Raw genomic sequence first — 20994 nt, 5'->3', positions numbered from 1 at the left:
TATCATCCGGCCTCATGTTGGAACAACGCATACAGCAGCAATTCTTCGAGAGCGCCGATCTGCTCTACCAGGTCGCGGAAGGCTTGTCGCGCCCGCTCGCCGTGGCTGCACAGATGATGGTGGACGCCCTGACGGCCGGTGGCCGTGTCTGGTGCGCCGGGCTGGGTATCTCCGCAGCGGACGCGTCCTACGCGGCGGCCCTGCTGGCGGGCCGCTTTGAGCAGGAGCGGCCGGGCCTGGCCGTCATCGCGCTGGATGCGCAGGCCCAGGGATATCCGGACCCGGCCTCCGCCCTCATGCGCCAGATCCAGACGCTGGGCCATCCCGGTGACCTGCTGCTGCTGTTCGAAAGCCAGGGCAGTGGCGCGGCGGGTGCCTTGCTGCAGGTGGCCCATGGGCAGGAGATGAGCGTCATCGCCCTGAGCGGCACCCAGGATGACGACTGGCGGTCGACGCTTCTGGATACAGACGTTCAGCTGCGCGTGCCTCACAGTCGCTTCGCGCGTGTGGCCGAGGCACACCGCTTGCTGTCGCACTGCCTGGCAGATGCCATTGACGTGCAGCTGCTGGGTGCCATTGAGTAGCCCCATGCGTCGTCCGACGTGGGGGTTCACACGTTCTTAGCGGAGCGCCGGCCTCCATCCCTGATCCGGCATTTGACCATTGGCGGCATTCGCCATTTTTTCGAGCTTCCGAGCCTCTCCCCAAGGATCCAACATGATGACCAAGACCCGTGCCCTGATTCTGGCCGGTGCTGTGACCGCCAGCCTGCTGCAAACCGCCTGTGTGCCGCTGGTGCTGGCTGGCGCTGCAGGCAGCGCGTTGATGGTGACGGACCGCCGCACCTCCGGCACGCAGCTGGAAGACCAGGGCATCGAACTCAAGACGTCCAACCGCATCCGTGAACAGCTGGGAGACCGTGTCCACATCAGCGTCAACAGCTACAACCGCATGGTGCTGCTGACGGGTGAGACCCGCAATGACGAGGACCGTGCGGCGGCCGAGAACATCGCCCGCGGTGTCGAGAACGTGAACAGCGTGCTCAACGAAGTGGGCGTGGGCATGCTCAGCTCGCTGTCGAGCCGGGCCAATGACCTGGCCATCGCCACCAAGGTCAAGGCCAGCCTGGTGGATGCCAAGGACCTGGTGTCCAACGCTTTTTATCTGGTGGTGGAACGTGGCAACGTCTACATCATGGGCCGCGTGACTGAACGTGAAGCGGCGCGGGCCACCGACATTGCCCGTGGTGTGAAGGGTGTCAACAAGGTCGTTCGCGCCATGGAAATCATTTCCGAAGCCGAACTCGCGAATCTGCGCCCCTCGGCTCCGCAATGATGTGAGCCCCGGCTGGCCGGGCCATGATGTGAGCCCCCGGCTGTACAGCGCGTTGGCGTCCAGCGCGGCGGCTAGCGTTCCCTTCGTGCCGGCCTTGCCGATGGCCGTGTTGACGTTGGTGATCAACGCCGGCTTGTTGTTGGGGAAGGTCGCGTCGTCAGCATCGGATGCCGTGGCAATCAGACCGATGATGACGGTGGAGACGGTCCGGATGGTGCGCACGCCATCGGAGATTTCGATGACGCGCACGCCATGGTGGTACGAGTCGAGTGCCATGGGGCTTCTTGCGATAGAAGGGGGAGCCCGCACCGGGACGAACCCTGTCGTGCTGGCGGCTCCAGAGATGAGCCGCCAATGTGCGGGATGCCTCGCGCGAAGTCATGCGCTGCTGTGTCTGCCCGCGCTAGAGAAACTCAACCGGCATTGGGCTGGAGGAACGGAATGTTCCGTCCCGGAAGGGTTCATCATCCATTTGCCGCCTGGACTGACGACGTCCCATCCAGTGCGGATTGGCCGGGTTTCTTCGGCATCTCGCTCAACATCCTCTTCTTCAGTACCTCCGCCTCTAGCTTCTCCTTGTCCGTCAGCTGGAGGAAATCCTTTCTGTCTGTCGCGATCGTCAGCATCTCGGTTTGATAGGCGTTCTTGCTGGTGGCCTTTGCGAGATAAACGTAAGCGCTGGCCTCCACTCTGCTCAGACCAAGATCGTAGCCATGCAAAGCGAGCCCAAAAATGGCCGCTGAGTCCCCAGACGCAGCATCAGCCTGGAGGCTTGTTCGCAACGGTCCTCGCATTGCTGCCTCCGGCGCATAGTTCACAATCTGCGCATAAGACGTTGCGATGCCCTTTACTCCTCCGAGAAGTGCAACTTCCGCAAGCTGCTTCCTGTGCTGCTTCATGTCCTCTGTGACAGTCTGGCATTGGCGAATTAAATCCTCGGCACCCGCAGCAAGGCTTCCGATCCTGTCGTTTGGAATGTTGGTTCGCCCTCGTTGTCGCTCTATGTCGTCTCTGAGCTGATTCGCGCTTTGGCACGCCGAGATGTACAACGCGGCTTTGCCTGCATCTTCTGGCGATCCGCCATTAATGGCTCGGAGAATTGCTTGACCGAAATCTTCCTGAGAAGCGATCACTCGGTTTGGAGACTGAACGATCTGCGCAGACTGATTTCCCCCGCCGAGCTGCTTGGTACCAGGGCTGGGATCGGAGGGCGAGGGGGATCGTTGGTTCGGCCATGGCGAAGAAGCCACTTCCTTAGCGATCTCCACCGAGGCATGAATTTCAACTGAGTCGATGAAATAGGCTGCAACGCTCAAAGCAACGGCAGCGCCGATGACGACATATGCAATTGTTGATTTGTTTATTTCAACGACCCCCAATTTCCTCAATCTCCCAGAGAACAGGCGATTAATCCTCGGCCTGAACCGCCAGCTCCAACGACGGAATGGTCAGCTCGCGTCGATCAAGGCTAGATGAAAAGAAGTTCGGACTTTGCGGACTGGAAATCAGGCCGTTGGCAGTGCATGATGCGTAATCGTATAGGCACCGATCGTCCGCCTTTGACCCGAGCCAGTCAATCGCTCCGTAGCAAGCAAGCCCCCAACTGGTCTTCTTACCGCCGACCATTCCGCAAGCGAACGCACCGGCACCTTTTAGTCTGGCCGTGGTGTGTTTGCAGCCGTTGGATGAACGCCTTGCAGGCACAGTTAAAGATCCTCTTCATCAAACTCTCCCTGAATGTCTGAATGGAGCTAGGTTTTACAAAGTTGTGACCTTCGAAAATATCCCCCCAAAGGAGGTTTGAAGTGGAAACGTCCTGGAAAGCAGTGAGGGGAATGAGAAACTTCAGATCAGAACAGCCCGCACGACTGGTCCGTGTCCCAGCTTGTAATGACCAGTTCACTGCTGATTGGGCGCTTGCTGGTCCGTCGTGCGTTCCCGACCGAAAATGAGAAGTCAATTCGCTGTGTCTGGAAACCTTCGAAACATGCTCGGATGTAGGGGTGGTCATTAATGCTGACCATGACATTCCCCTTGGCTCCTCTCATGAAGTCAGCCATGCAGAGCCCCGCTTGAACGGCGCTCGGCGCGTTCGGCGCGACTCGATGCATGGAGGAGCCTAGGCAAGGCCCCTCGACGATCAGCGTAGGCGCTTGATGAGGCTGGAGGTATCCAGCCTTCCGCCGTCCATCTCCTGGACGTCGGCGTAGAACTGATCAACCAAGGCGGTGAGTGGCAGGCGGGCGCCGTTGCGGCGCGCTTCGTCCAGCACCAGGCCCAGATCCTTGCGCATCCAGTCCACCGCAAAACCAAAATCGAATTTGTCGGCCACCATGGTCCTGCCACGGTTGTCCATCTGCCAGCTCTGGGCCGCACCCTTGCCGATCACGTCAAGCACCAGCTCCATCGGCAAGCCGCTGCGCTGGCCAAAGGCAATGGCTTCCGACAGCCCCTGCACAATGCCCGCAATGCAGATCTGGTTGACCATCTTGGCCAACTGACCCGCCCCCGCCTCGCCCACACGCGTCACGGCCTTGCCCATGTGCAAGGCCAATGGCTGGATGGTGTCGAAAGCAGCCTGGTCACCCCCACACATCACCGTCAGCGCGCCGTTGACGGCACCAGCCTGCCCGCCCGATACCGGCGCATCCACAAAATGCAGGCCACGGGCCTTGGCCTCGGCATGCAGCTCACGTGCCACCTCCGCAGACGCGGTGGTGTGGTCCACGAAGACAGCGCCTGGCTTCATGCCGGCAAACGCGCCCGTCTCACCCAGCACCACGGAACGCAGGTCTGCATCGTTGCCCACACAGGCAAACACCACGTCCACCCCTTGCACGGCCTCGCGGGGCGTAGCCGCCGACGCACCGCCGAACTCGGCCACCCAGGCCTGGGCCTTGGCAGGCGAACGGTTATAGACGGTGACCTGCTGTCCGGCAGTGGCCAGATGGCCTGCCATCGGGAAACCCATCACGCCCAGGCCCAGGAAGGCGACGCGAAATGAAGGGGTGGCGGTATAGCTGCGCTGGCCAATGCTGCTCATGGAGGAGTCCGAAATGGATGGAGACCCCATTGTGGCTTGGCTGCGCAAGGGCGCGAGCCTTGAGTGGCGCAACCGGCACAACGGGCAAAAGGGGCATAAGGGGCGCCGCCCCCTGCCTCCGTGTCATTCAGACCCTCGGAGCACGGCTCGGCGCCCGAGGGGCCCCGGACGGCAGGATCAGACGATGGACAGGTGCTCGGTGCCGGAGGAGAGGTCGCCGCTGCGAGCGCGTTCGCTGTTGAGCTTGATCTGCAGGCGCAGGTCGTTCACCGAGTCGGCGTTGCGCAGGGCATCTTCGTAGGTCACGCGGCCCCACTCGTACAGGTCGAACAGCGCCTGGTCGAAGGTCTGCATGCCGAGCTCGCGGGAGCGCTTCATGATTTCCTTGATCTCACCGACTTCGCCCTTGAAGATGAGGTCCGAAATCAGCGGCGTGTTGAGCAGGATCTCCACGGCGGCGACGCGGCCCTTGCCTTCCTGGCGGGGCAGCAGGCGTTGCGAGACGATGGACTTGAGGTTGAGGGACAAGTCCATCAGCAGCTGGGCGCGGCGTTCTTCGGGGAAGAAGTTGATGATCCGGTCCAGCGCCTGGTTGGCGCTGTTGGCGTGCAGGGTGGCCATGCACAGGTGGCCGGTTTCAGCGAAGGCCACGGCGTGTTCCATGGTTTCGCGGTCGCGGATTTCGCCCATCAAGATGACGTCGGGCGCCTGCCGCAGTGTGTTCTTCAGCGCGGATTCCCAACCTTCAGTGTCCAGGCCCACTTCCCGCTGGCTGACGATGCAGTTCTTGTGCGGGTGCACGAATTCGACCGGGTCCTCGATGGTGATGATGTGGCCGAAGGTGGTCTCGTTGCGGTGGTCGATCATCGCGGCCAGCGAGGTGCTCTTGCCGGAGCCGGTCGCGCCGACGAGGATGACGAGGCCGCGCTTGGTGAGCACCACTTCCTGGAGGATGGCGGGCAGCTCAAGGGACTGGATGGTGGGCAGGGTGGCCGGGATGGTCCGCAGCACCAGGGCCACGCTGCCTTGCTGGATGTAGGCATTCACGCGGAAGCGGCCGATGCCTTGGGGGGAGATGGCGAAGTTGCACTCTTTGGTGCGTTCGAAGTCGGCGGCCTGCTTGTCGTTCATGATGGAACGGGCCAGTTGCAGGGTGTGTTGGCCCGTCAGCGGTTGGGGCGACACCTTGGTGACCTTGCCGTCCACCTTGATCGCGGGCGGGAAATCCGCAGTGAGGAACAGGTCGGAGCCCTTGCGCGACACCATCAGGCGCAGCAGGTCGTTGATGAACTTGGTAGCCTGGTCGCGTTCCATAAAAGCGGTCCTGTCGGGCGGGAGGCCGTAGCGAAATAAGTAGGTAAGGATAGGCGGCGGGGGCTTTGCGGTCTATCCATGTGGCACGGGAAACTCATTTCCCGATGCGACAAATTCGACCGCAGCTGGCTTTTGGACCAAGACCTCACGCCCTGCCCATGGCCAGACCTGCCGCATTTACATTTTCCGCTCTTCCGCACCGCAACATCTCTCGGTAGTTGCCACAACGGTAACGGGGGGTTGAAAAAGACACCTTCGGGACTCGATGTCACCGCACTGCACCGCACCGCACTGAATGACAACCAGTGCAGTCACCGGTTTCGGAAAGTGACGGTTCGGTGCCCTTTTCCGTAAGTATCAGGAAGGAATGGCCCGCGGAGCGGGACAGGAGGGACATGGAGGAAAAGGGTGCCGAGCCGGCGCTTTCCGGCGCATGCCCAGAAACCCAGGCCCCAAGGGAACCTCGAAAAGACAAATGCCCTCCCCCAAAGAAAACCGAGGAAAGGGCCCCCAAAAAAACCCGAGAACGCAAAAACGATCAGCCCGGGAAATTCTCCGGGAACTTCGCCTTCGCCCGCGCCTCTGACGGCGCGATGATGTTGCGGCGAACCAGTTCGGTCAGGTTCTGGTCCAGCGTCTGCATCCCCAGGCTGTTACCCGTCTGGATGGACGAATACATCTGCGCCACCTTGTTCTCGCGAATCAGGTTCTTGATGGCCGACGTCCCCAGCATGATCTCGTGCGCCGCCACCCGGCCGCTGCCGTCCTTGGTCTTGCACAGCGTTTGGGAGATGACCGCCACCAGCGACTCGGACAACATCGCCCGGACCATGTCCTTCTCGGCTGCCGGGAACACGTCCACGATCCGGTCCACCGTCTTCGCAGCGGAAGACGTGTGCAGCGTGCCAAAGACCAAGTGGCCTGTTTCTGCAGCCGTCAGGGCCAGACGGATGGTTTCCAGGTCCCGCATTTCACCCACCAGGATCGCATCCGGATCCTCACGAAGGGCGGAACGCAGCGCGTTCGAGAAGCTCATCGTCTGCGGCCCCACTTCCCGCTGGTTCACCAGACACTTCTTCGACTCGTGCACGAACTCGATCGGATCCTCAATGGTGAGGATGTGGCCATACTCGTTTTCGTTGAGATGGTTCACCATCCCCGCCAGCGTCGTGCTCTTGCCCGAACCCGTCGGGCCGGTCACCAGCACCATGCCCCGCGGCTTCAAGGCCAGCTCCGCGAACACCTTCGGCGCGTTCAGGTTCTCCAGCGTCAGGATTTTGGACGGAATGGTCCGGAACACGGCGCCCGCACCACGGTTCTGGTTGAACGCGTTCACCCGGAACCGCGCCAGCCCCTGGATTTCAAACGAGAAGTCGCATTCCAGCGTCTCTTCATAGGCCTTGCGCTGCGCATCGCTCATGATGTCGTACACCATGTCGTGCACCTGCCGGTGTTCCAGCGGCTCGACGTTGATGCGGCGCACATCGCCATGCACCCGGATCATGGGCGGCAGTCCGGCCGAGAGGTGGAGGTCAGAGGCCTTGTTCTTGACCGAGAATGCCAGCAGTTGAGTAATGTCCATGGGATAAGCAATAGCCTGGTCGATTATGGCGACGATCTCCGAGAACATACAACAGCTGCGCGGCCGCATGGGCCTTGCTTGTGAACAGGCGTCGCGGCCCGTGCACAGCGTCACGCTGCTGGTGGTAACAAAAACTTTTCCGGCCGAAGATGTGCGTGCCGCCTTCCAGGCGGGCGAACACCGCTTCGGCGAAAACTACGTGCAGGAAGGCATCGACAAGATCGCCGCCCTGGCGGATATCCGCGCCCAGGTCGAGTGGCACATGATCGGCCCGCTGCAAAGCAACAAGACCCGCGTCGTGGCCGAACACTTCGACTGGGTCCACAGCGTGGACCGCCTCAAGATCGCCCAGCGCCTCTCCGATCAACGCCCCGCCCACCTGCCCCCGCTGCAGATCTGCCTGCAGGTCAACATCAGCGGCGAAACCAGCAAGAGCGGCCTGACACCGGAAGAACTGCCCGCCATTGCCCGAGAAGTGGCAGCCCTGCCACATCTGCAGTTGCGCGGCCTGATGGCCATCCCCGAGCCGGCCGACACCCTGGACGCCCAGCGTCAACCCCACCGCGCGCTCGCCCGGTTACTGCAGCAACTCAACCAGGATGGCCTGGCGCTCGACACCCTGAGCATGGGCATGAGTGCCGACCTGGAAGCCGCCATTCTTGAGGGCGCCACTCTCGTGCGCGTGGGCTCCGCCATCTTCGGCCAACGCCCCTCCTCCGCCGCGCAGGCCGCCGCGACGGCACCCTGAATCCGGGCGCCCGCCCGGCCCTCAAGCCGTAACCACGCGGAACTGGAACGTACGCGCAACGGCAACAACTGACCCCCAAAAGTCATGGCGTTTCCATCATTTGGAGACGTTTTGCTTTCATTGCAGTAACAACCCTAATAGGGTGAACCCGCAAGACATCGATACGGCTTTTTCATTCAGTTGCAAGTCGCGCGTCAGAATTCACGCCCCTCCAAAACCGACATGGCGATCCCCGATCCAGGGCGTTGATGATTTCACCGAAGCCGCTGCAGACAGAGGGTGCGTCCTGCGCCGCTTTCTCATTACCAAGAACTTATTCCATGCGAGGGAATCCATGTCGTTTTTGTCCCGCTTGCGGATCGGGCAACGCCTGACGCTGAGCTACACACTGCTCATCCTGCTGTTGATCGTCATTGGTGCCTATGGCGCCCACAACGCCAGCCGCCTCTCCCACGACCTGGATCAAACCGCCAATTCGAGCCTGGTGAAGATTTCCGCGGCCAATGCGCTGGAAGGCAACGTCAATGTGATCGCCCGCGCGGCGCGCGACCTGCTGCTGCTGGACGAAGCCCGCCAGATCAAGAAGCAGAAGGCCGCCATTGCCGAAGCGCTGGCCGACAGCGAAAAGCAGCTGGCCGACCTGGAAGGCAAGGTCGCGGACGCCAAGGACAAGGAAGTCGTTGGCCAAGTGCATGACAACCAGGGCAAGTTCTTCGCCGCCGTGTCCAAGTTCCTCAAGGTGCAGCAGGACGGCAGCCCCGACGAGGCCCGCGAAAGCCTGATCACCGACGTGCGCCCGGCCCAGCAGGCCTACCAGGAAAACATCAAGGGCCTGGTGGAACTGCAGTTCACCAATGCACGCTCGCTGGCCGAATCCGGCGCCAAGCTGGCCAACCAATCGATCCTCGTGACCGGCGCCCTGGTGCTGGTAGCCGTGCTGATCGGCGGCGTGGGCGGGCTGACCATCGCCCGCTCCATCATCGTGCCGGCCCGCAAGGCCAAGGATGCCGCACAAGCCATCAGCGCCGGGGACCTGTCGCAGAACATCGAAGTCCATGGCAGCGACGAGCTGGCCCAGATGCTGCACGCCATGCGCGACATGCAGCAGGCCCTCTCCGGCGTTGTGGCCAGCGTGAGCGCCGCCGCCAGCGAAGTGGCGCACAACTCCAACGAGATCGCCGGCAACAACGTCGATCTGTCGGACCGCACCGCCCGCTCCGCGGCCAGCCTGCAGAACACTGCCTCGTCGGTGGAGCAGATCGCCTCCAACCTGAACGGTGCCAGCGAGCTGACCCGCAAGGCCTCCAACATCGCCTCCAAGGCGCGCCAGTCGGCCTCTGCCGGTGGCAACGTGGTCAGCCAGGTCGTCTCCACGATGGAAGAGATCAGTGCCAGCTCGCGCAAGATCGGCGACATCATCGGCGTGATCGACGGCATCGCGTTCCAGACCAACATCCTGGCACTGAACGCCGCCGTGGAAGCCGCCCGTGCCGGCGAGCACGGCAAGGGCTTCGCCGTGGTGGCGTCCGAAGTGCGCGCGCTGGCTTCCCGCAGCGCCCAGGCCGCCAAGGAAATCAAGGTGCTGATCCAGGAATCGTCGGTGAAGGTCGAGAACGGCACCGCCCTGGTGAACAACGCCGGTGCCACCATCCGCTCGGTGGTGGACGAGGTCAACAACATGGGCCAACTGATCGAGGAAATCTCGCACTCGGCCCAGGAACAGGCCGCTGGCGTGGGCGTGGTGAACAACGCCATGAACGAACTGGACCGCACCACGCAGCAGAACACCACGCTGGTGGAAGCCCTCTCCAAGTCGACCGACTCGCTGCGCGACAGCTCCACACGGCTGGTGAATGCCGTCGGGTTCTTCCGCGCCTGATCCACCCCGAAACATTCAACCCCCTTCGGATCGATTCGAAGTCCCGATCCGAAGCTTCCAGGACATACGAGGTCTCAAGATGAGCAACACCCTGACCACCAAGACCCTGACCCGCGGCCTGCTGGGTCTGGCCGCCGCCATGCTGCTGGCCACCGCCGCCCACGCCACCCCCAAGATTGTGAAGAAAGTGCCGCCGGAGTTCCCGGCCGAGGCCGCCCGCCAGTCGATCAGCTCGGGTTCGGTGCGCGCCAAGATGAATATCGACCCGGACGGCAAGGTCTCCGGCGTGGAAATCCTGGAAGCCGAACCGCGCAAGGTGTTCGACAAGGCCGTGACCCGCGCCTTGATGGACTGGCGCTTCGAACCCAGCGGCGAAAAGCAGACCCACGAAGTGAAGCTGGTCTTCAAGAACGAGGACTGACAGTCAACATCGCACTGTCCACGCGACCCTCAGCCGTCGCGCGGCTGCGATGACAGGCGCGGGTGGTCTACACTCGACGCGTCATGCGCCTCCTGCCCGCCTTCTCCGCGCGCCGGCTCTCCTGGAGCCGCTGGCTGGTGCTCGCCCTGATGGGCCTGTGCATGCCCTTGCAAGGCGTGCTGGCCGTGACCATGCAGATCAGCATGGCAACCGCCGAGGGCACATCGGGCCAGGCCAGCCACAGCGCTGCGCCTGTCCAACAACGCCTTCTGCTGCGTGCCCCCGCCCATGGTCATGGTCATGGTCATGGTCATCATGAACATCACGGGATGCCTGCGCACCCGGATGCGGTAGCCGCCTCCCACTGGGTGGCTGAGGCACAAACCCCTGACGGACACACGCCTGACGCACAAATGCCTGACGGACAAACGCCTGGCGAGCGAATGGCAGGCATGGCCGCTGGCCTCACCGTACATGATGTGGCCGCCCATGCGGGCCATGCCACCATGCACGCCAGCGCTGACACCGAGCACCTTGCCCAGCCCGTGCACTCGCCAGGTCATGCACAAGACCTGCCAGCCGAAGGCTCGCACGACGCACAGCATGACAGCCACCATGGCTGCAGCTTCTGCGCCCAATGCTGCATTGGCGCGGCACTGCCGGTGGCTTCACTGACGGTGGCCAGCGCCCTGCCCGCCACTGATCACCCTGTCGCCGGGCCTGCCCCCATCCTGGAGCGTCTGCCTCAGGCGCTCGACCGACCGCCCAAATCCTTCCTCGCCTGAGCCCGGACACGACCGTGCACCCCTGAGCGGGTGACGGCCGTCCCTGTACGCCCCCCCCGGGCGTGCAATGCCCGCGAGGATGTCATGTCATTTCCCCTACGTCTTTTTTCCTTCCTGCCAAGCGCGCTCGGCCTGGCCGGCGCACTGGCCCTGGCCGGGTGCACCAGCCTCCGGCCGGAACAGGCGGTCGCGCCCGTCCAGGCCCTGAGCCAACAACAGTGGCAGGCCGACCTGCCCTGGCAGCGCACCGACCAGGAACGCGATGCGGCAGCCCGCCGCACGCATGCCCTGCTCGCCCAGCCTGTTGATGCCCAGGCCGCCGTGCAACTGGCGCTGCTGAACCACCGTGGCCTGCAAGCCAGCCTCTACGGCCTCGGCATGGCCGAAGCCGACCGTGTCCAGGCCCTGCTCTGGCCCAACCCGGTGCTGAGCCTGGGCCGTCTGGTCCGTGGCGATGAGCGCGAGATCGAGCGCGGGCTGTCATTCAACCTTGCCGCGCTGCTGGGCCGTGGCGCCCGCCAGCAGGCCGCCTCCCAGGCGCTGGCGCGCCAGCAGGCAGAGGCCGCGCAGCAACTGCTGGCCATCGCAGCCCAGGCTCGCCGCAGCTGGATCGTGGCCGTTGCCTCGCAGGCCCAGCTTCGCCACGCGCAAACCGTGCTGGATTCGGCGCAGGCCGGTGCGGAGCTGGCCAGCCGCATGCACAAGGCCGGCAATATCAGCGCACTGCGCCTCGCCCGTGAACGCACGGTGCAGGCCGATGCCAGCCTGGCGCTGGACCAGGCCCAGTTGCAGGCCGCCCGGGACCGGGTGGCCCTGCAACGCGCCCTCGGCCTGTGGGGCGACCAGGCCGCCGCGCTGCGCCTGCCGGAGCAGTTGCCCGACCTGCCCGCCCAGCCGCGTGATCGGCAGGACCTGGAACAGCAGGCCATGGCCGAGCGGCTGGACATTCAGTCCGCCCGGCGCCAGACCGCCCTGTTGGCCGCCGAGCTCGGGCTGACGCGCCAGACCCGTCTGATCAACGTGCTGACCCTGGGCTACGAGAGCAATCGCAGCAACACGCAAGCGACGGAGCACGGCCCGAGCCTCAGCCTGGAGCTGCCCTTGTTCGACTGGGGCCAGGCCCGCACCGCACGGGCTCGCCAATCCTATGAGCAGGCGCTGGAACGCACCGCACAGGTGGCCCTGGATGCCCGCGCCGAGATCCGTGACGCCCAGTTGCGCGCGGACCAGGCCTGGCGTGCCGCCCGTCGTTATCGGGACGACGTGCTGCCGCTGGCACGCCAGATCTCGGATGAGACCCTGCTTCGCTACAACGGGATGCTGGTCGGCGTGACGGACCTGCTGGCCGATGCGCGCGACCAGGCCCGGGTGATGGCCGCCAGCCTGTCCGCAGAGCGCGACTTCTGGCTGGCCGAAGCGGACCTGTCTCAATCGCTGCTCGGCCCCCTGGAAGGTGGCACCTCCACCCCCACCACCGAGCCAACAGCCGGCCCTGCCTCGCCGTCCGTCCGCAGCAGCAGCACCGGCCATTGAACACCGTGCCGCAAGGAACACCCATGATCTCAAGACGTCATCTCTTCGCCGGCATGGCCGCCGTGAGCGCCACCGGCGTCGCCCGCGCCGCTTTGGCCGGCCTGCCGGAACCAGTCATCCGCACCACCGCCGGTACGGCCGCCCCCCTGCTGCCGCCAGACGGCCGCCCCTATCAGCCGGTGGTCACCCTCAACGGCTGGACCCTGCCCTGGCGCATGCGCAACGGCATCAAGGAATTCCACCTGGTCGCCGAGCCGGTGCAGCGCGAGATCGCGCCGGACTGCACGGCGCGCCTGTGGGGCTACAACGGCCAGTCCCCCGGGCCCACGATCGAAGTGGTCGAAGGCGACCGCGTCCGCATCTACGTCACCAACCGCCTGCCGGAGCACACCAGCGTGCACTGGCATGGGCAGCGCCTGCCCAACGGCATGGACGGTGTCTCGGGACTGACACAGCCCGCCATCAAACCCGGCGAGACCTTTGTGTATGAGTTCGAGGCCCGCCGCCCCGGCACCTTCATGTATCACCCGCATGCCGATGAAATGACGCAGATGGCCATGGGCATGATGGGCATGTGGATCACACACCCCAAGGGCAGGCATCCGCACATCGCCACGGTGCAGCGCGACTTCTGCTTCCTGCTGGCCAGCTACGACATCGACCCCGGCAGCTACACCCCGCGCATCATGACGATGACCGACTTCAACCTTTGGACCTGGAACAGCCGGGCCTTCCCCGGCATCGACACGCTGAACGTGCGCCAGGGGGACCGGGTGCGCATCCGCGTGGGCAACCTCACGATGACCAACCACCCGATCCACCTGCACGGCCACGAGTTCCAGGTCACCGGCACCGATGGCGGGCCGGTACCGCCGTCGGCACGCTGGCCGGAAGTGACCACGGATATCGCAGTGGGCCAGATGCGGCAGATCGAGTTCGTCGCCGACGAGCCCGGTGACTGGGCCATCCATTGCCACAAGAGCCACCACACCATGAACGCCATGGGCCACAACGTGGACACCCTGATCGGCGTGGACCACCAGGGGCTGGCCAGCCGCATCAATCGCATCATCCCGGACTACATGGTCATGGGCGACAAGGGCATGGCGGACATGGGGGCCATGGCCATGCCATTGCCCGAGAACACGGCCCCCATGATGACGGGCACCGGCCCGCACGGCTCGTTGGAGATGGGCGGCATGTTCAGCGTCATCAAGGTGCGGCCGGACCAGCGCCCTGGCGACTACAGCGATCCGGGCTGGTACCGCGCACCGGCAGGCACCGTGGCGCATCGGGTGGCCGCACCGGAAGCGCCCGCGCCTGCGGCCGCACCAGCCCCGTCGGCCCCGGCCTCCTCCGCACCGCCGCTGCGTGTGCGCAAGCCCGGCATGCACGAAGGCCACGAGCATTGAACACTCCCGACCATGCCCCAGCGGGCGTGCGCCTGTTTTTATCCAGACCCATCATGACCTTCCAACATCTGCTGTCCTTCACCGCCTTGCATGCCCTGCGTGGCCGCGCCTGCACCTTGCTCCTGGCAGCGGCGTCCATGGCCCTGGCGCCCGCTGTCATGGCTCAGACCGGCGTCGCATCCGCATCCGCACCTGCATCCGCACCTGCGCCTGCATCTGCTGCGACGCAGGCCGCGGCCGCATCCGTCGATGCAGCTCCCAAGCCCCAGTCCTGGGTGGCCGGCGAGATCCGCCGCATCGACATCCCCTTGGGCCGACTCACCATTCGCCATGCCGACATCCCTCACCTGGAAATGCAGGCAATGACCATGGTGTTCCGGGTCCAGCCCGGTGTGCTGAGCCCGGCGCAGCTCAGGGCGATGCAACCCGGCGACAAGGTCGAATTCCAGGCGGAGGCCCCGCAGGGGCAACTCACCGTGACCGCGCTGCGGCGGCCGTTGGCCAAGCCGGCAGGCCGTGCTGACAGTGCGCCGGTGGCGTCAGATTCGCCGCCCGCCACCCACGAACATCACCACTGAAAGCAGGCCGGGAACCGCGCGGCCGCAAGGCCCCCCAACTCGTGTTGCGCGGGGTCCCGACGCGGCGCCTCCGCGATCGCGGACAATCGCGCCATGGCTATCCAATGGTTTCCCGGGCACATGCACAAGACCCGGGGCGCAATCCGTGAGCGCATGAAAAGCGGAATCGACGTGGTGATCGAACTGCTGGACGCGCGCGTGCCCGCCAGCAGCGCGAACCCGCTGCTGGCCCAGCTCACCGCCGGACGCGCCGCGCTCAAGCTGCTCAACAAGCAGGACTTGGCCGATGCGGCCCGCACCGAGGCCTGGCTGGCGCATTACCGCGCCCAGCCGGACACTCGTGCCATCGCCATCCATCAGGGCATGTCCGGCCTGGCCCGCGCGCTGGCCCAGGAGTGCCGCGCCGCCGCACCGAACCGGGGCGGGCTGAACAAGCCGTTGCGCGTGCTGGTGTGCGGCATTCCCAATGTCGGCAAGTCCACCCTCATCAACACCCTGGTGGGCAAGCGCATGGCCAAGACGGGCGACGAACCCGGCATCACCAAGACCGAGCAGAAGATCGTGCTGGACAAGGATGTCTATCTGTTCGACACGCCCGGGATGCTCTGGCCCAAGATCCAGGTGCCGCAAGCCGGCATCAACCTCGCGGCCAGCGGTGCCGTGGGCCGCAACGCCTTCGAAGAGGAGATCGTGGCGCTGGATGTACTGGCCTACCTGCGGCGCCACTATCCCCAGTCGCTGCAGGCGCGCTACCAGATCACGATCAAGGACGAGTTGAGCGAGAACGAGCTGCTCGAGGCCATCGGCAAGCGGCGCGGCGCCGTGCTGTCGGGCGGACGCATCAACACGCAAAAGGCCGCCGAGGTGCTGCTGTACGACCTGCGCCAGGGGCAACTGGGGCGCATCACGCTGGAGACGCCCGAGGAATTTGCGGCCTGGGTCGACGAGGCACAAGCCGTCGAGGCGGCCCGCCAGGCCGAACGCGAGGCACAGAAAGCGCTCGCCCAGCGCGGCACGCGTGATGCGGAGCGTCAGCGTCTGGAGGCCGCTGCCGAAGGTGACGAGGAAGAAGAAGAAGAAGAAAGCGCCGACGCTGACGACGAAGACGAGTACGAAGAAAAAGCCGGGGGCGAAGAACCGGACGCTGGCGCCGACGAGGACTCCGCGCCCCGGAATCGATAGGCCAAGGCAGCAGGGGAATGCCGCACAGGCTGTGCGATCTGCCCCCGCCCCAGACAGCCCTCTCACCGGCACAAGCCGATTGACAGCGGCCGCCCCCAGGGCCTGATGCTCTGCCTGACCCCTGCCTGCACCAGCTCAGACCGAGCTGTCCAGGCGGCTGTCCTGCTCATCCGTTTCAACGGCCCGTGGGCCAATGACCGCTGCCGCAGCGCCGTTCCTCCCGCCTGCTTGGTCAGCATTCACCGCCACCTGGTGCGCCCGCGCCAGCACGTCTGGCAGGGCTTCTCCAACCAACTCGCCATCCGCCATGACGTCTGCGGCGGCCTTCAGCATCAGGTCGTCGTCGGCACATCGGTTCAGCAGATACCGCAACTGGCGGCCGACCTCCGGCGCCTCCTTCGCTTCCAGCGCCAGCAGTGCCGCAAAGCGCAGCAACATGTAACCCTCCGGCTGGCTCGCCTTGCGGCGCATCGCCATCCTGGACCCTAAAAAGTTTCCCTTCCAGGCTGCCACAGCTTCGTCCAGGGCTTCGAGGCCGTCGAGCCGCCCTTTGGGTTTGAACTCGAGTCCGGTGCCGTCCTCCACAGACTCCCAATCCGACCCGAGCACATCGGCAGGGGCCCCGACTGGCAAACGGATGATGGCGAGGTTGGTCAGACGCTCCCGTGCCTGTTCCAGCACCTGCAAGTCTCGGGCGTCCAGAGTTGGGCCGATGCTGGAGAGGTCGAGCACACGGACACTGGTTTGCTGCTCCTGCATCAGCCTCGCCAGCGTCTCTGTGCTGTCCAGCTGCCAGGTACGCATGGGGAGCGCCTGCAGAGATCTGCCCCATCGATCCACCTCAGCGGCACCACCCTTGATGCACAGATGCACCTGGGCCATCGGGGACATCAATTCATCCAACAGTTCGGCAGATGGCAACTCCAGGGGCGTGCTCCCGTGGACCAGCTTGATCTCCTGGTTCAATCCCGCCTGATGCGCCAGCAACAGGCGCCCTACCGCTTCACGCCCCGCAACACCGTCATCCCCTGTGCCTTCCCTCATCCAGCAGGCTAGGGCTTGGACCAGACGCAGTTGGTCCGGGCTCTTTGGGTGCCAGCCACCTTGCGCATCACGATTGCAGCTGGTGATCAGCCGGTCCTTCAACAAGGCCGCCAAGTCAGGCAAGTCTGCGACCGGCACCTCGAAGGTCTGCGCCGAGGTCGAACGCCTCTGATTCAGTGGTTCGAGCCGCTGCTGCCACTGGGCACGTCGGGCCTGGCATGACGGCGGTGCCCATACGGAACCCGGGGCGTTGATCACCGCCAATAGCCGCTGCACATCGTGCTCATCCAGCGTCTTTTGGGTCTGCGCGGCCGTGTCCTCCAGTTGCGCCAGCATATGGGCGCATGCATCCCAGTCGCTCTCGAAAGCGTGCGGGGCGCGCGATGGCAGCGGCGACTGAGCGGGAGGCTTCAGAAAAATGCGTTTCGCGTGGTACACGCCTGAGCGTTCAGGGGTGTCTTTCATAGTGGCTGGCGATAGGCCGGATGCCACGCGAGGTGGCCACCATTGAGCGGGATCAGCCATCTTCCCCGGCGAAAGACTGGGCGGGTTGTCGGCCAAGGTGGCCGAATCAGGCTTGTAGGGGATGACTTCCAGCCGGGCACGCGGTGGCGACAGTTTCATCGGTTCCGCCTTTGTCGAAGTCGGACTGCCCGCGTCCTGCGCCTGCGGCATCACAGCCAACCATTCCTTGGCCGTGGCTTCGTCCAGCTCGCCGGGCAGCGAGAGCCAAGCCATCTGAACCCGAAGTAAATCCCGCACTTCGGCAGGCAGATACACAGCCATTGCCCCACCGGGAACATCCTTCAGGTCCAGCCGATCAGACTGGCTGAGGAGGGCATTTCTGACCTTGGCGGTGAGGTCCACAATCCCGTCCAGATATTGATATTTGCGCTCGAATTCGTTCAACGCAACATCCCACGCGGGTGGCGCGGGGAAGTCGGCAGGAAGAGAGTCGCCGCAGAGGGCGGACAGGGCGGGTTCGCATGGGTTCAGCATGAAGGGGCCAGGTGGTCAAACGACAGATACCCCCTAGTGCGGCGACCTCACCACATCGTTCCCTGTGCCGGTCGCACCCACCATGTTTGCTGCAGCCGCAAACGACACCCGCGTCACCGCCGCCACCGAACACCGGCGGCCTTCAGGCCGTGACGTTCAACAGTTGCCCGACACCACCACGCTCGACGTGGTTCCAGAGCATGGGACCGAGATCTACCGTCACGGCGATGTCGTGGCCGCTGACCGGCGTGTAGGTGCCCCGGGAATAGGCGGGCGTGCTCACTGAACTGACCGGCGCCTGAGGGGCCGCGATGGGGTGGTCACCGCTGGTGACGTCCGCCCACTGTTGCGCGGTATAGGTCTGCTGGGGCGTGCTGCCGATATACGGAGACAACTTCAGCACCACGGAAGGCTGGGGGCCGTCCAGAATCGCCTGCTGCTGTTGTGCCCGGTATTGCTGCAGAGGGCTCACATCAAAGGGTGAGGTCCGCAGGGGCGTGGCCATGATGTCCGTCAGCGTCAATCCAGTCCGCGGCGGCGCAGGTGCGCCGTCCGGCTCCCTCTCGATGGTGTGTGGTGGTCTTGTCCAGGTTCAAGGCGACGCTGACGCTCAAGAATCCTGGCCCGGTGCCGATAAACAGATTGTCCGGGGCCGGGTCTTGCCCCTGCGCTGAGTTCGCCCAATCAGGGCGCTGATCGCCCTCGACCTGGTCACATTGCGCAAACCCGGCACGGCCGGTGTAACGGTCGCCATGACGACGCCGACGCCGACGCAAACACCACCCGACCATCGATCTTGAAATCGTCGCCCGCCTGACTCATGTAGGCTGAATGGCGCCCCGCCTGTCTCTGCCCCCGTCGGGTGGGGTGGCCGGACGCTGCTCAAGGGGCTGCGGTCATGAGGCGGATGTCATGGGTTTGATCCTGCTGGTGCTGGTGGCCGTGCTGCTGTGCGGCTGGTGGGCCAGCCAGCCGTGGCGCGTGGTGTGGCGCCGCTCGCGGCTGAGGGCCCGGGCGTTCCCGGCGGCGTGGCGGGCCATCCTGCGCCGCAACGTGCCGCAGGTGGCGCGTCTGCCCACCGACATGCAATTGCGGCTCAAGCGCCAGATGCAGGTCTTCCTGGCGGAGAAACAGTTCATCGGCTGCGCCGGCCAGGCCATGACCGACGAGGTGCGGGTGACGGTGGCTGCGCTGGCGTGCCTGCCGCTGCTCGGGCGTTCGCGTGGCTATTACCCGCGCCTGCACAGTGTGCTGGTGTATCCAGGCCCCTTCATCGTGGACCGGGTGCGGCAGCAGGGCCCCTTGCAGATGCATCAACGCCAGGTGCTCAGTGGCGAGAGCTGGGGCGAAGGGCAGGTGGTACTCTCCTGGGACAACGTGCTGCGTGATGCGGCACTGCCCGAGGCGGGGCATAACGTGGTGGTGCACGAATTCGCCCACCAACTGGACCAGGACAAGGGCTTTGCCAACGGTGCGCCGCTGCTGGGCCATCGGGGCCGGCAGGCACGCTGGGCGCAGGTCATGCAGAACAGCTTCGGGCTGCTGCGGGCGCGCCTGGAAGCCGGTGAATCGGATCCGCTGGGCGATTACGCCTCGACCGAACCCGCCGAGTTCTTTGCAGTCGCCAGCGAGCGCTTCTTCTGCCAGCCCGGCGCCCTCGCCCAGGCCCATCCCGCCGTCTACGCCGAGCTCAGCCGCTTCTACGAGGTCGATCCCCTGCTCTGGAATTAACGAACCTCGGCACAACCCCGAGGAGTTGTGCGGAGGTTCCTTAAGGCACTGCCGCAGGGCCGACGGCGCTGACACGCAGCGCGCCCGAGGGACGCCCGGTCGATCAGAATCCCATCTCGGCCAGCAGCGCGTCGACGTCGTCTTGTTGCAGCGCCTTGTCCGGCGTTTGAACACCGGCGAGTTGTTCCTCGACCGCCGGTGCGGCAGCCTCGAATTGGGCCAGCAGTTCCTGCAGTGGCGCTTCGGCCGGGCGCAGCATGCCCAAGACCTTGTTGATCACCTGGCCGGACAAATCCTGGAAGTCCTGCGCCATCATGATCTCGGTCTGCAGGCCCTTCACACGTTCGGCAAAAGCGGCGGCACTGGCGGCATAAGCAGCACACAGACGCATCATGGCGCGGGCGCGTTCGACGCTGAGATCCGGCGCCACCGCCAGCCGCTGCAGGGACTCCGACAGTTCGCTGCCCTGGCGGCGGACGCCTTCAGCATCGTCCTGGGCGCTGTCCACCAGGTTCAGCACTTTGCTGGCGGCCTGGTCGGTCATGCGCTTGACGTAGTCCAGACGCTCGCAGGCATCCGGCAGTTCCTGCGACAGCTTGTGCAGGGCGTCATGGGCCCTGGCTGTGGATGAGGCTTCGGATTGGGACATGGTGGCGCATCAAAAAACGCGGTTCAGGAGCGGCGAAATCTTAATTCTGCAACCGATGTAACCAACGGAAAGGGACTTTGGACTGCGTGCATTTTTGGGGGTCCGCCCCGCATTTAAGTGATTGCACAGACCGGTCGCCCTGTAGTCTTGTGCCGTCCGTTCGACATGGTGGCGATTTGCCACTGTCGTGCTGACGACCACGCCTTTGATGCCTCGAACCCTCGATGAACATGGCTTACACCCGGTCTTCGCCCAGTTACTCCAGCGCCGCCCGCACCCCTGCACGGGGAGGCGCCTCCGCAGCCGCCGGTACGGTCGAAGCGGTGAGCTTTGCGGCGGGGCAGCGCTTCTCGCCCAACACCCCGCAGCCGCCGTCGGTGATGCGCGATGTAATGGACATCGCGGGCGGCGTGACCCTGCTGTTCGGACTGGTGGTCGGCATGATCTGCCTGGGGTTCTTCACCCGGGACAGCATGGCCGTGGGCAAGGCGCTCTCCGAACAATCCACCGGCCAGAGCAGCATGGTTTGCAAGGACGGCCGCATGGCGCATGGCGACGGGTCCATCCCGGACTTCGTCTTCGAAGACGGTGTCTTCATTTGTACCGACTGGCGAACGCAGCAAGCGCTGGAGCTGGAAGCCGCACAGAAGTACACCAAGCGTTATTGAACGCGTTGTTGACGCGCTATTGAGCGAACTATTGAACCAACTATTGAACCAACTATTGAACGCGTTGTTGAGGCGTCATTAAGCGCGTTGT

19 protein-coding genes and 1 pseudogene are annotated in these 20994 nt (G+C 64.5%); 12 read left to right on the top strand and 8 right to left on the bottom strand.

Features of this window, described 5'->3' with window-relative positions; translation table 11 throughout:
* Positions 1 to 14: 14 nt before the first annotated feature.
* Together BMY53_RS21700 and BMY53_RS21695 are read left to right on the top strand one after the other, a co-directional pair.
* Positions 15 to 584, top strand: coding sequence for an SIS domain-containing protein (locus BMY53_RS21700; protein ID WP_092948594.1), 570 nt, complete (start codon positions 15 to 17; stop codon positions 582 to 584).
* Between the two features lie 133 nt (positions 585 to 717).
* Entirely contained in the window at positions 718 to 1335 is a 618-nt protein-coding gene (locus tag BMY53_RS21695; protein ID WP_310732126.1) for a BON domain-containing protein, read from the top strand.
* A 27-nt stretch (positions 1336 to 1362) separates the two neighbouring features.
* On the opposite strand, the pseudogene BMY53_RS21690 reads toward BMY53_RS21695, so the two are convergent.
* The 5 genes and pseudogenes from BMY53_RS21690 to BMY53_RS21665 all read right to left on the bottom strand — a co-directional run.
* Positions 1363 to 1611 (bottom strand): annotated as a pseudogene (locus BMY53_RS21690) (phage tail protein); the annotation flags it as partial.
* 188 nt (positions 1612 to 1799) lie between these two features.
* Positions 1800 to 2714, bottom strand: a complete 915-nt coding sequence (locus tag BMY53_RS25680; protein WP_143074179.1) for a hypothetical protein — start codon at positions 2712 to 2714, stop codon at positions 1800 to 1802.
* Positions 2715 to 3475: 761 nt separating this feature from the next.
* Complete coding sequence (locus BMY53_RS21675) at positions 3476 to 4378, bottom strand: NAD(P)-dependent oxidoreductase (RefSeq protein ID WP_092948589.1); 903 nt, start codon at positions 4376 to 4378, stop codon at positions 3476 to 3478.
* 177 nt (positions 4379 to 4555) lie between these two features.
* Positions 4556 to 5692 (bottom strand): PilT/PilU family type 4a pilus ATPase, encoded by a 1137-nt coding sequence (locus BMY53_RS21670; RefSeq protein ID WP_092948587.1) that lies wholly within the window; start codon positions 5690 to 5692, stop codon positions 4556 to 4558.
* Between the two features lie 538 nt (positions 5693 to 6230).
* The gene (locus BMY53_RS21665; RefSeq protein ID WP_092948585.1) at positions 6231 to 7274 is read right to left on the bottom strand and encodes a type IV pilus twitching motility protein PilT; all 1044 of its coding nucleotides are present in this window, start codon (positions 7272 to 7274) and stop codon (positions 6231 to 6233) included.
* A gap of 25 nt (positions 7275 to 7299) precedes the next feature.
* Between BMY53_RS21665 and BMY53_RS21660 the strand changes: the two genes are divergently transcribed.
* From BMY53_RS21660 to ylqF, 8 genes are all read left to right on the top strand, one after another.
* Positions 7300 to 8022: a YggS family pyridoxal phosphate-dependent enzyme gene (locus BMY53_RS21660; protein ID WP_092948583.1), complete on the top strand. Its 723-nt coding sequence runs from the start codon at positions 7300 to 7302 to the stop codon at positions 8020 to 8022.
* 334 nt (positions 8023 to 8356) lie between these two features.
* Positions 8357 to 9901 carry a methyl-accepting chemotaxis protein gene (locus BMY53_RS21655; RefSeq protein WP_092948581.1) on the top strand — a complete coding sequence of 515 codons (1545 nt, stop codon included), beginning with the start codon at positions 8357 to 8359 and terminating at the stop codon, positions 9899 to 9901.
* A gap of 79 nt (positions 9902 to 9980) precedes the next feature.
* A complete protein-coding gene (locus tag BMY53_RS21650; protein ID WP_177200993.1) occupies positions 9981 to 10322 on the top strand; it encodes an energy transducer TonB in 342 nt (113 codons plus the stop codon).
* A gap of 83 nt (positions 10323 to 10405) precedes the next feature.
* On the top strand, positions 10406 to 11107 hold the full coding sequence (locus tag BMY53_RS21645) for a hypothetical protein (RefSeq protein WP_092948577.1): 702 nt from the start codon (positions 10406 to 10408) through the stop codon (positions 11105 to 11107).
* Positions 11108 to 11191: 84 nt separating this feature from the next.
* Positions 11192 to 12640 (top strand): TolC family protein, encoded by a 1449-nt coding sequence (locus BMY53_RS21640; RefSeq protein ID WP_092948575.1) that lies wholly within the window; start codon positions 11192 to 11194, stop codon positions 12638 to 12640.
* A 23-nt stretch (positions 12641 to 12663) separates the two neighbouring features.
* On the top strand, positions 12664 to 14052 hold the full coding sequence (locus BMY53_RS21635; RefSeq protein WP_092948573.1) for a multicopper oxidase family protein: 1389 nt from the start codon (positions 12664 to 12666) through the stop codon (positions 14050 to 14052).
* Positions 14053 to 14105: 53 nt separating this feature from the next.
* Positions 14106 to 14630: a copper-binding protein gene (locus BMY53_RS21630; RefSeq protein ID WP_092948571.1), complete on the top strand. Its 525-nt coding sequence runs from the start codon at positions 14106 to 14108 to the stop codon at positions 14628 to 14630.
* 93 nt (positions 14631 to 14723) lie between these two features.
* A complete protein-coding gene (gene ylqF, locus BMY53_RS21625) occupies positions 14724 to 15812 on the top strand; it encodes a ribosome biogenesis GTPase YlqF (RefSeq protein WP_092948569.1) in 1089 nt (362 codons plus the stop codon).
* Positions 15813 to 15947: 135 nt separating this feature from the next.
* On the opposite strand, the gene BMY53_RS21620 is transcribed toward ylqF, so the two are convergent.
* Positions 15948 to 17765, bottom strand: coding sequence for a hypothetical protein (locus BMY53_RS21620; RefSeq protein WP_092948567.1), 1818 nt, complete (start codon positions 17763 to 17765; stop codon positions 15948 to 15950).
* A 232-nt stretch (positions 17766 to 17997) separates the two neighbouring features.
* On the bottom strand, positions 17998 to 18360 hold the full coding sequence (locus tag BMY53_RS21615; RefSeq protein ID WP_143074178.1) for a hypothetical protein: 363 nt from the start codon (positions 18358 to 18360) through the stop codon (positions 17998 to 18000).
* Positions 18361 to 18767: 407 nt separating this feature from the next.
* Between BMY53_RS21615 and BMY53_RS21610 the strand changes: the two genes are divergently transcribed.
* Entirely contained in the window at positions 18768 to 19586 is an 819-nt protein-coding gene (locus BMY53_RS21610) for a M90 family metallopeptidase (RefSeq protein ID WP_092948563.1), read from the top strand.
* Between the two features lie 103 nt (positions 19587 to 19689).
* Here the strand turns inward: BMY53_RS21610 and BMY53_RS21605 are convergent, their stop codons facing one another.
* Positions 19690 to 20235: a protein phosphatase CheZ gene (locus tag BMY53_RS21605; protein WP_092948562.1), complete on the bottom strand. Its 546-nt coding sequence runs from the start codon at positions 20233 to 20235 to the stop codon at positions 19690 to 19692.
* 224 nt (positions 20236 to 20459) lie between these two features.
* On the opposite strand from BMY53_RS21605, the gene BMY53_RS21600 reads away from it, so the two are divergent.
* Entirely contained in the window at positions 20460 to 20903 is a 444-nt protein-coding gene (locus tag BMY53_RS21600; RefSeq protein ID WP_092948561.1) for a hypothetical protein, read from the top strand.
* Positions 20904 to 20994 lie beyond the last annotated feature (91 nt).

Origin of the sequence: Roseateles sp. YR242, from assembly GCF_900109745.1 — a bacterium.
GTDB lineage: Bacteria > Pseudomonadota > Gammaproteobacteria > Burkholderiales > Burkholderiaceae_C > Roseateles.
The sequence above is the reverse complement of the archived record's forward strand: the minus strand, read 5'-3'. Positions and strand labels throughout refer to the sequence as shown.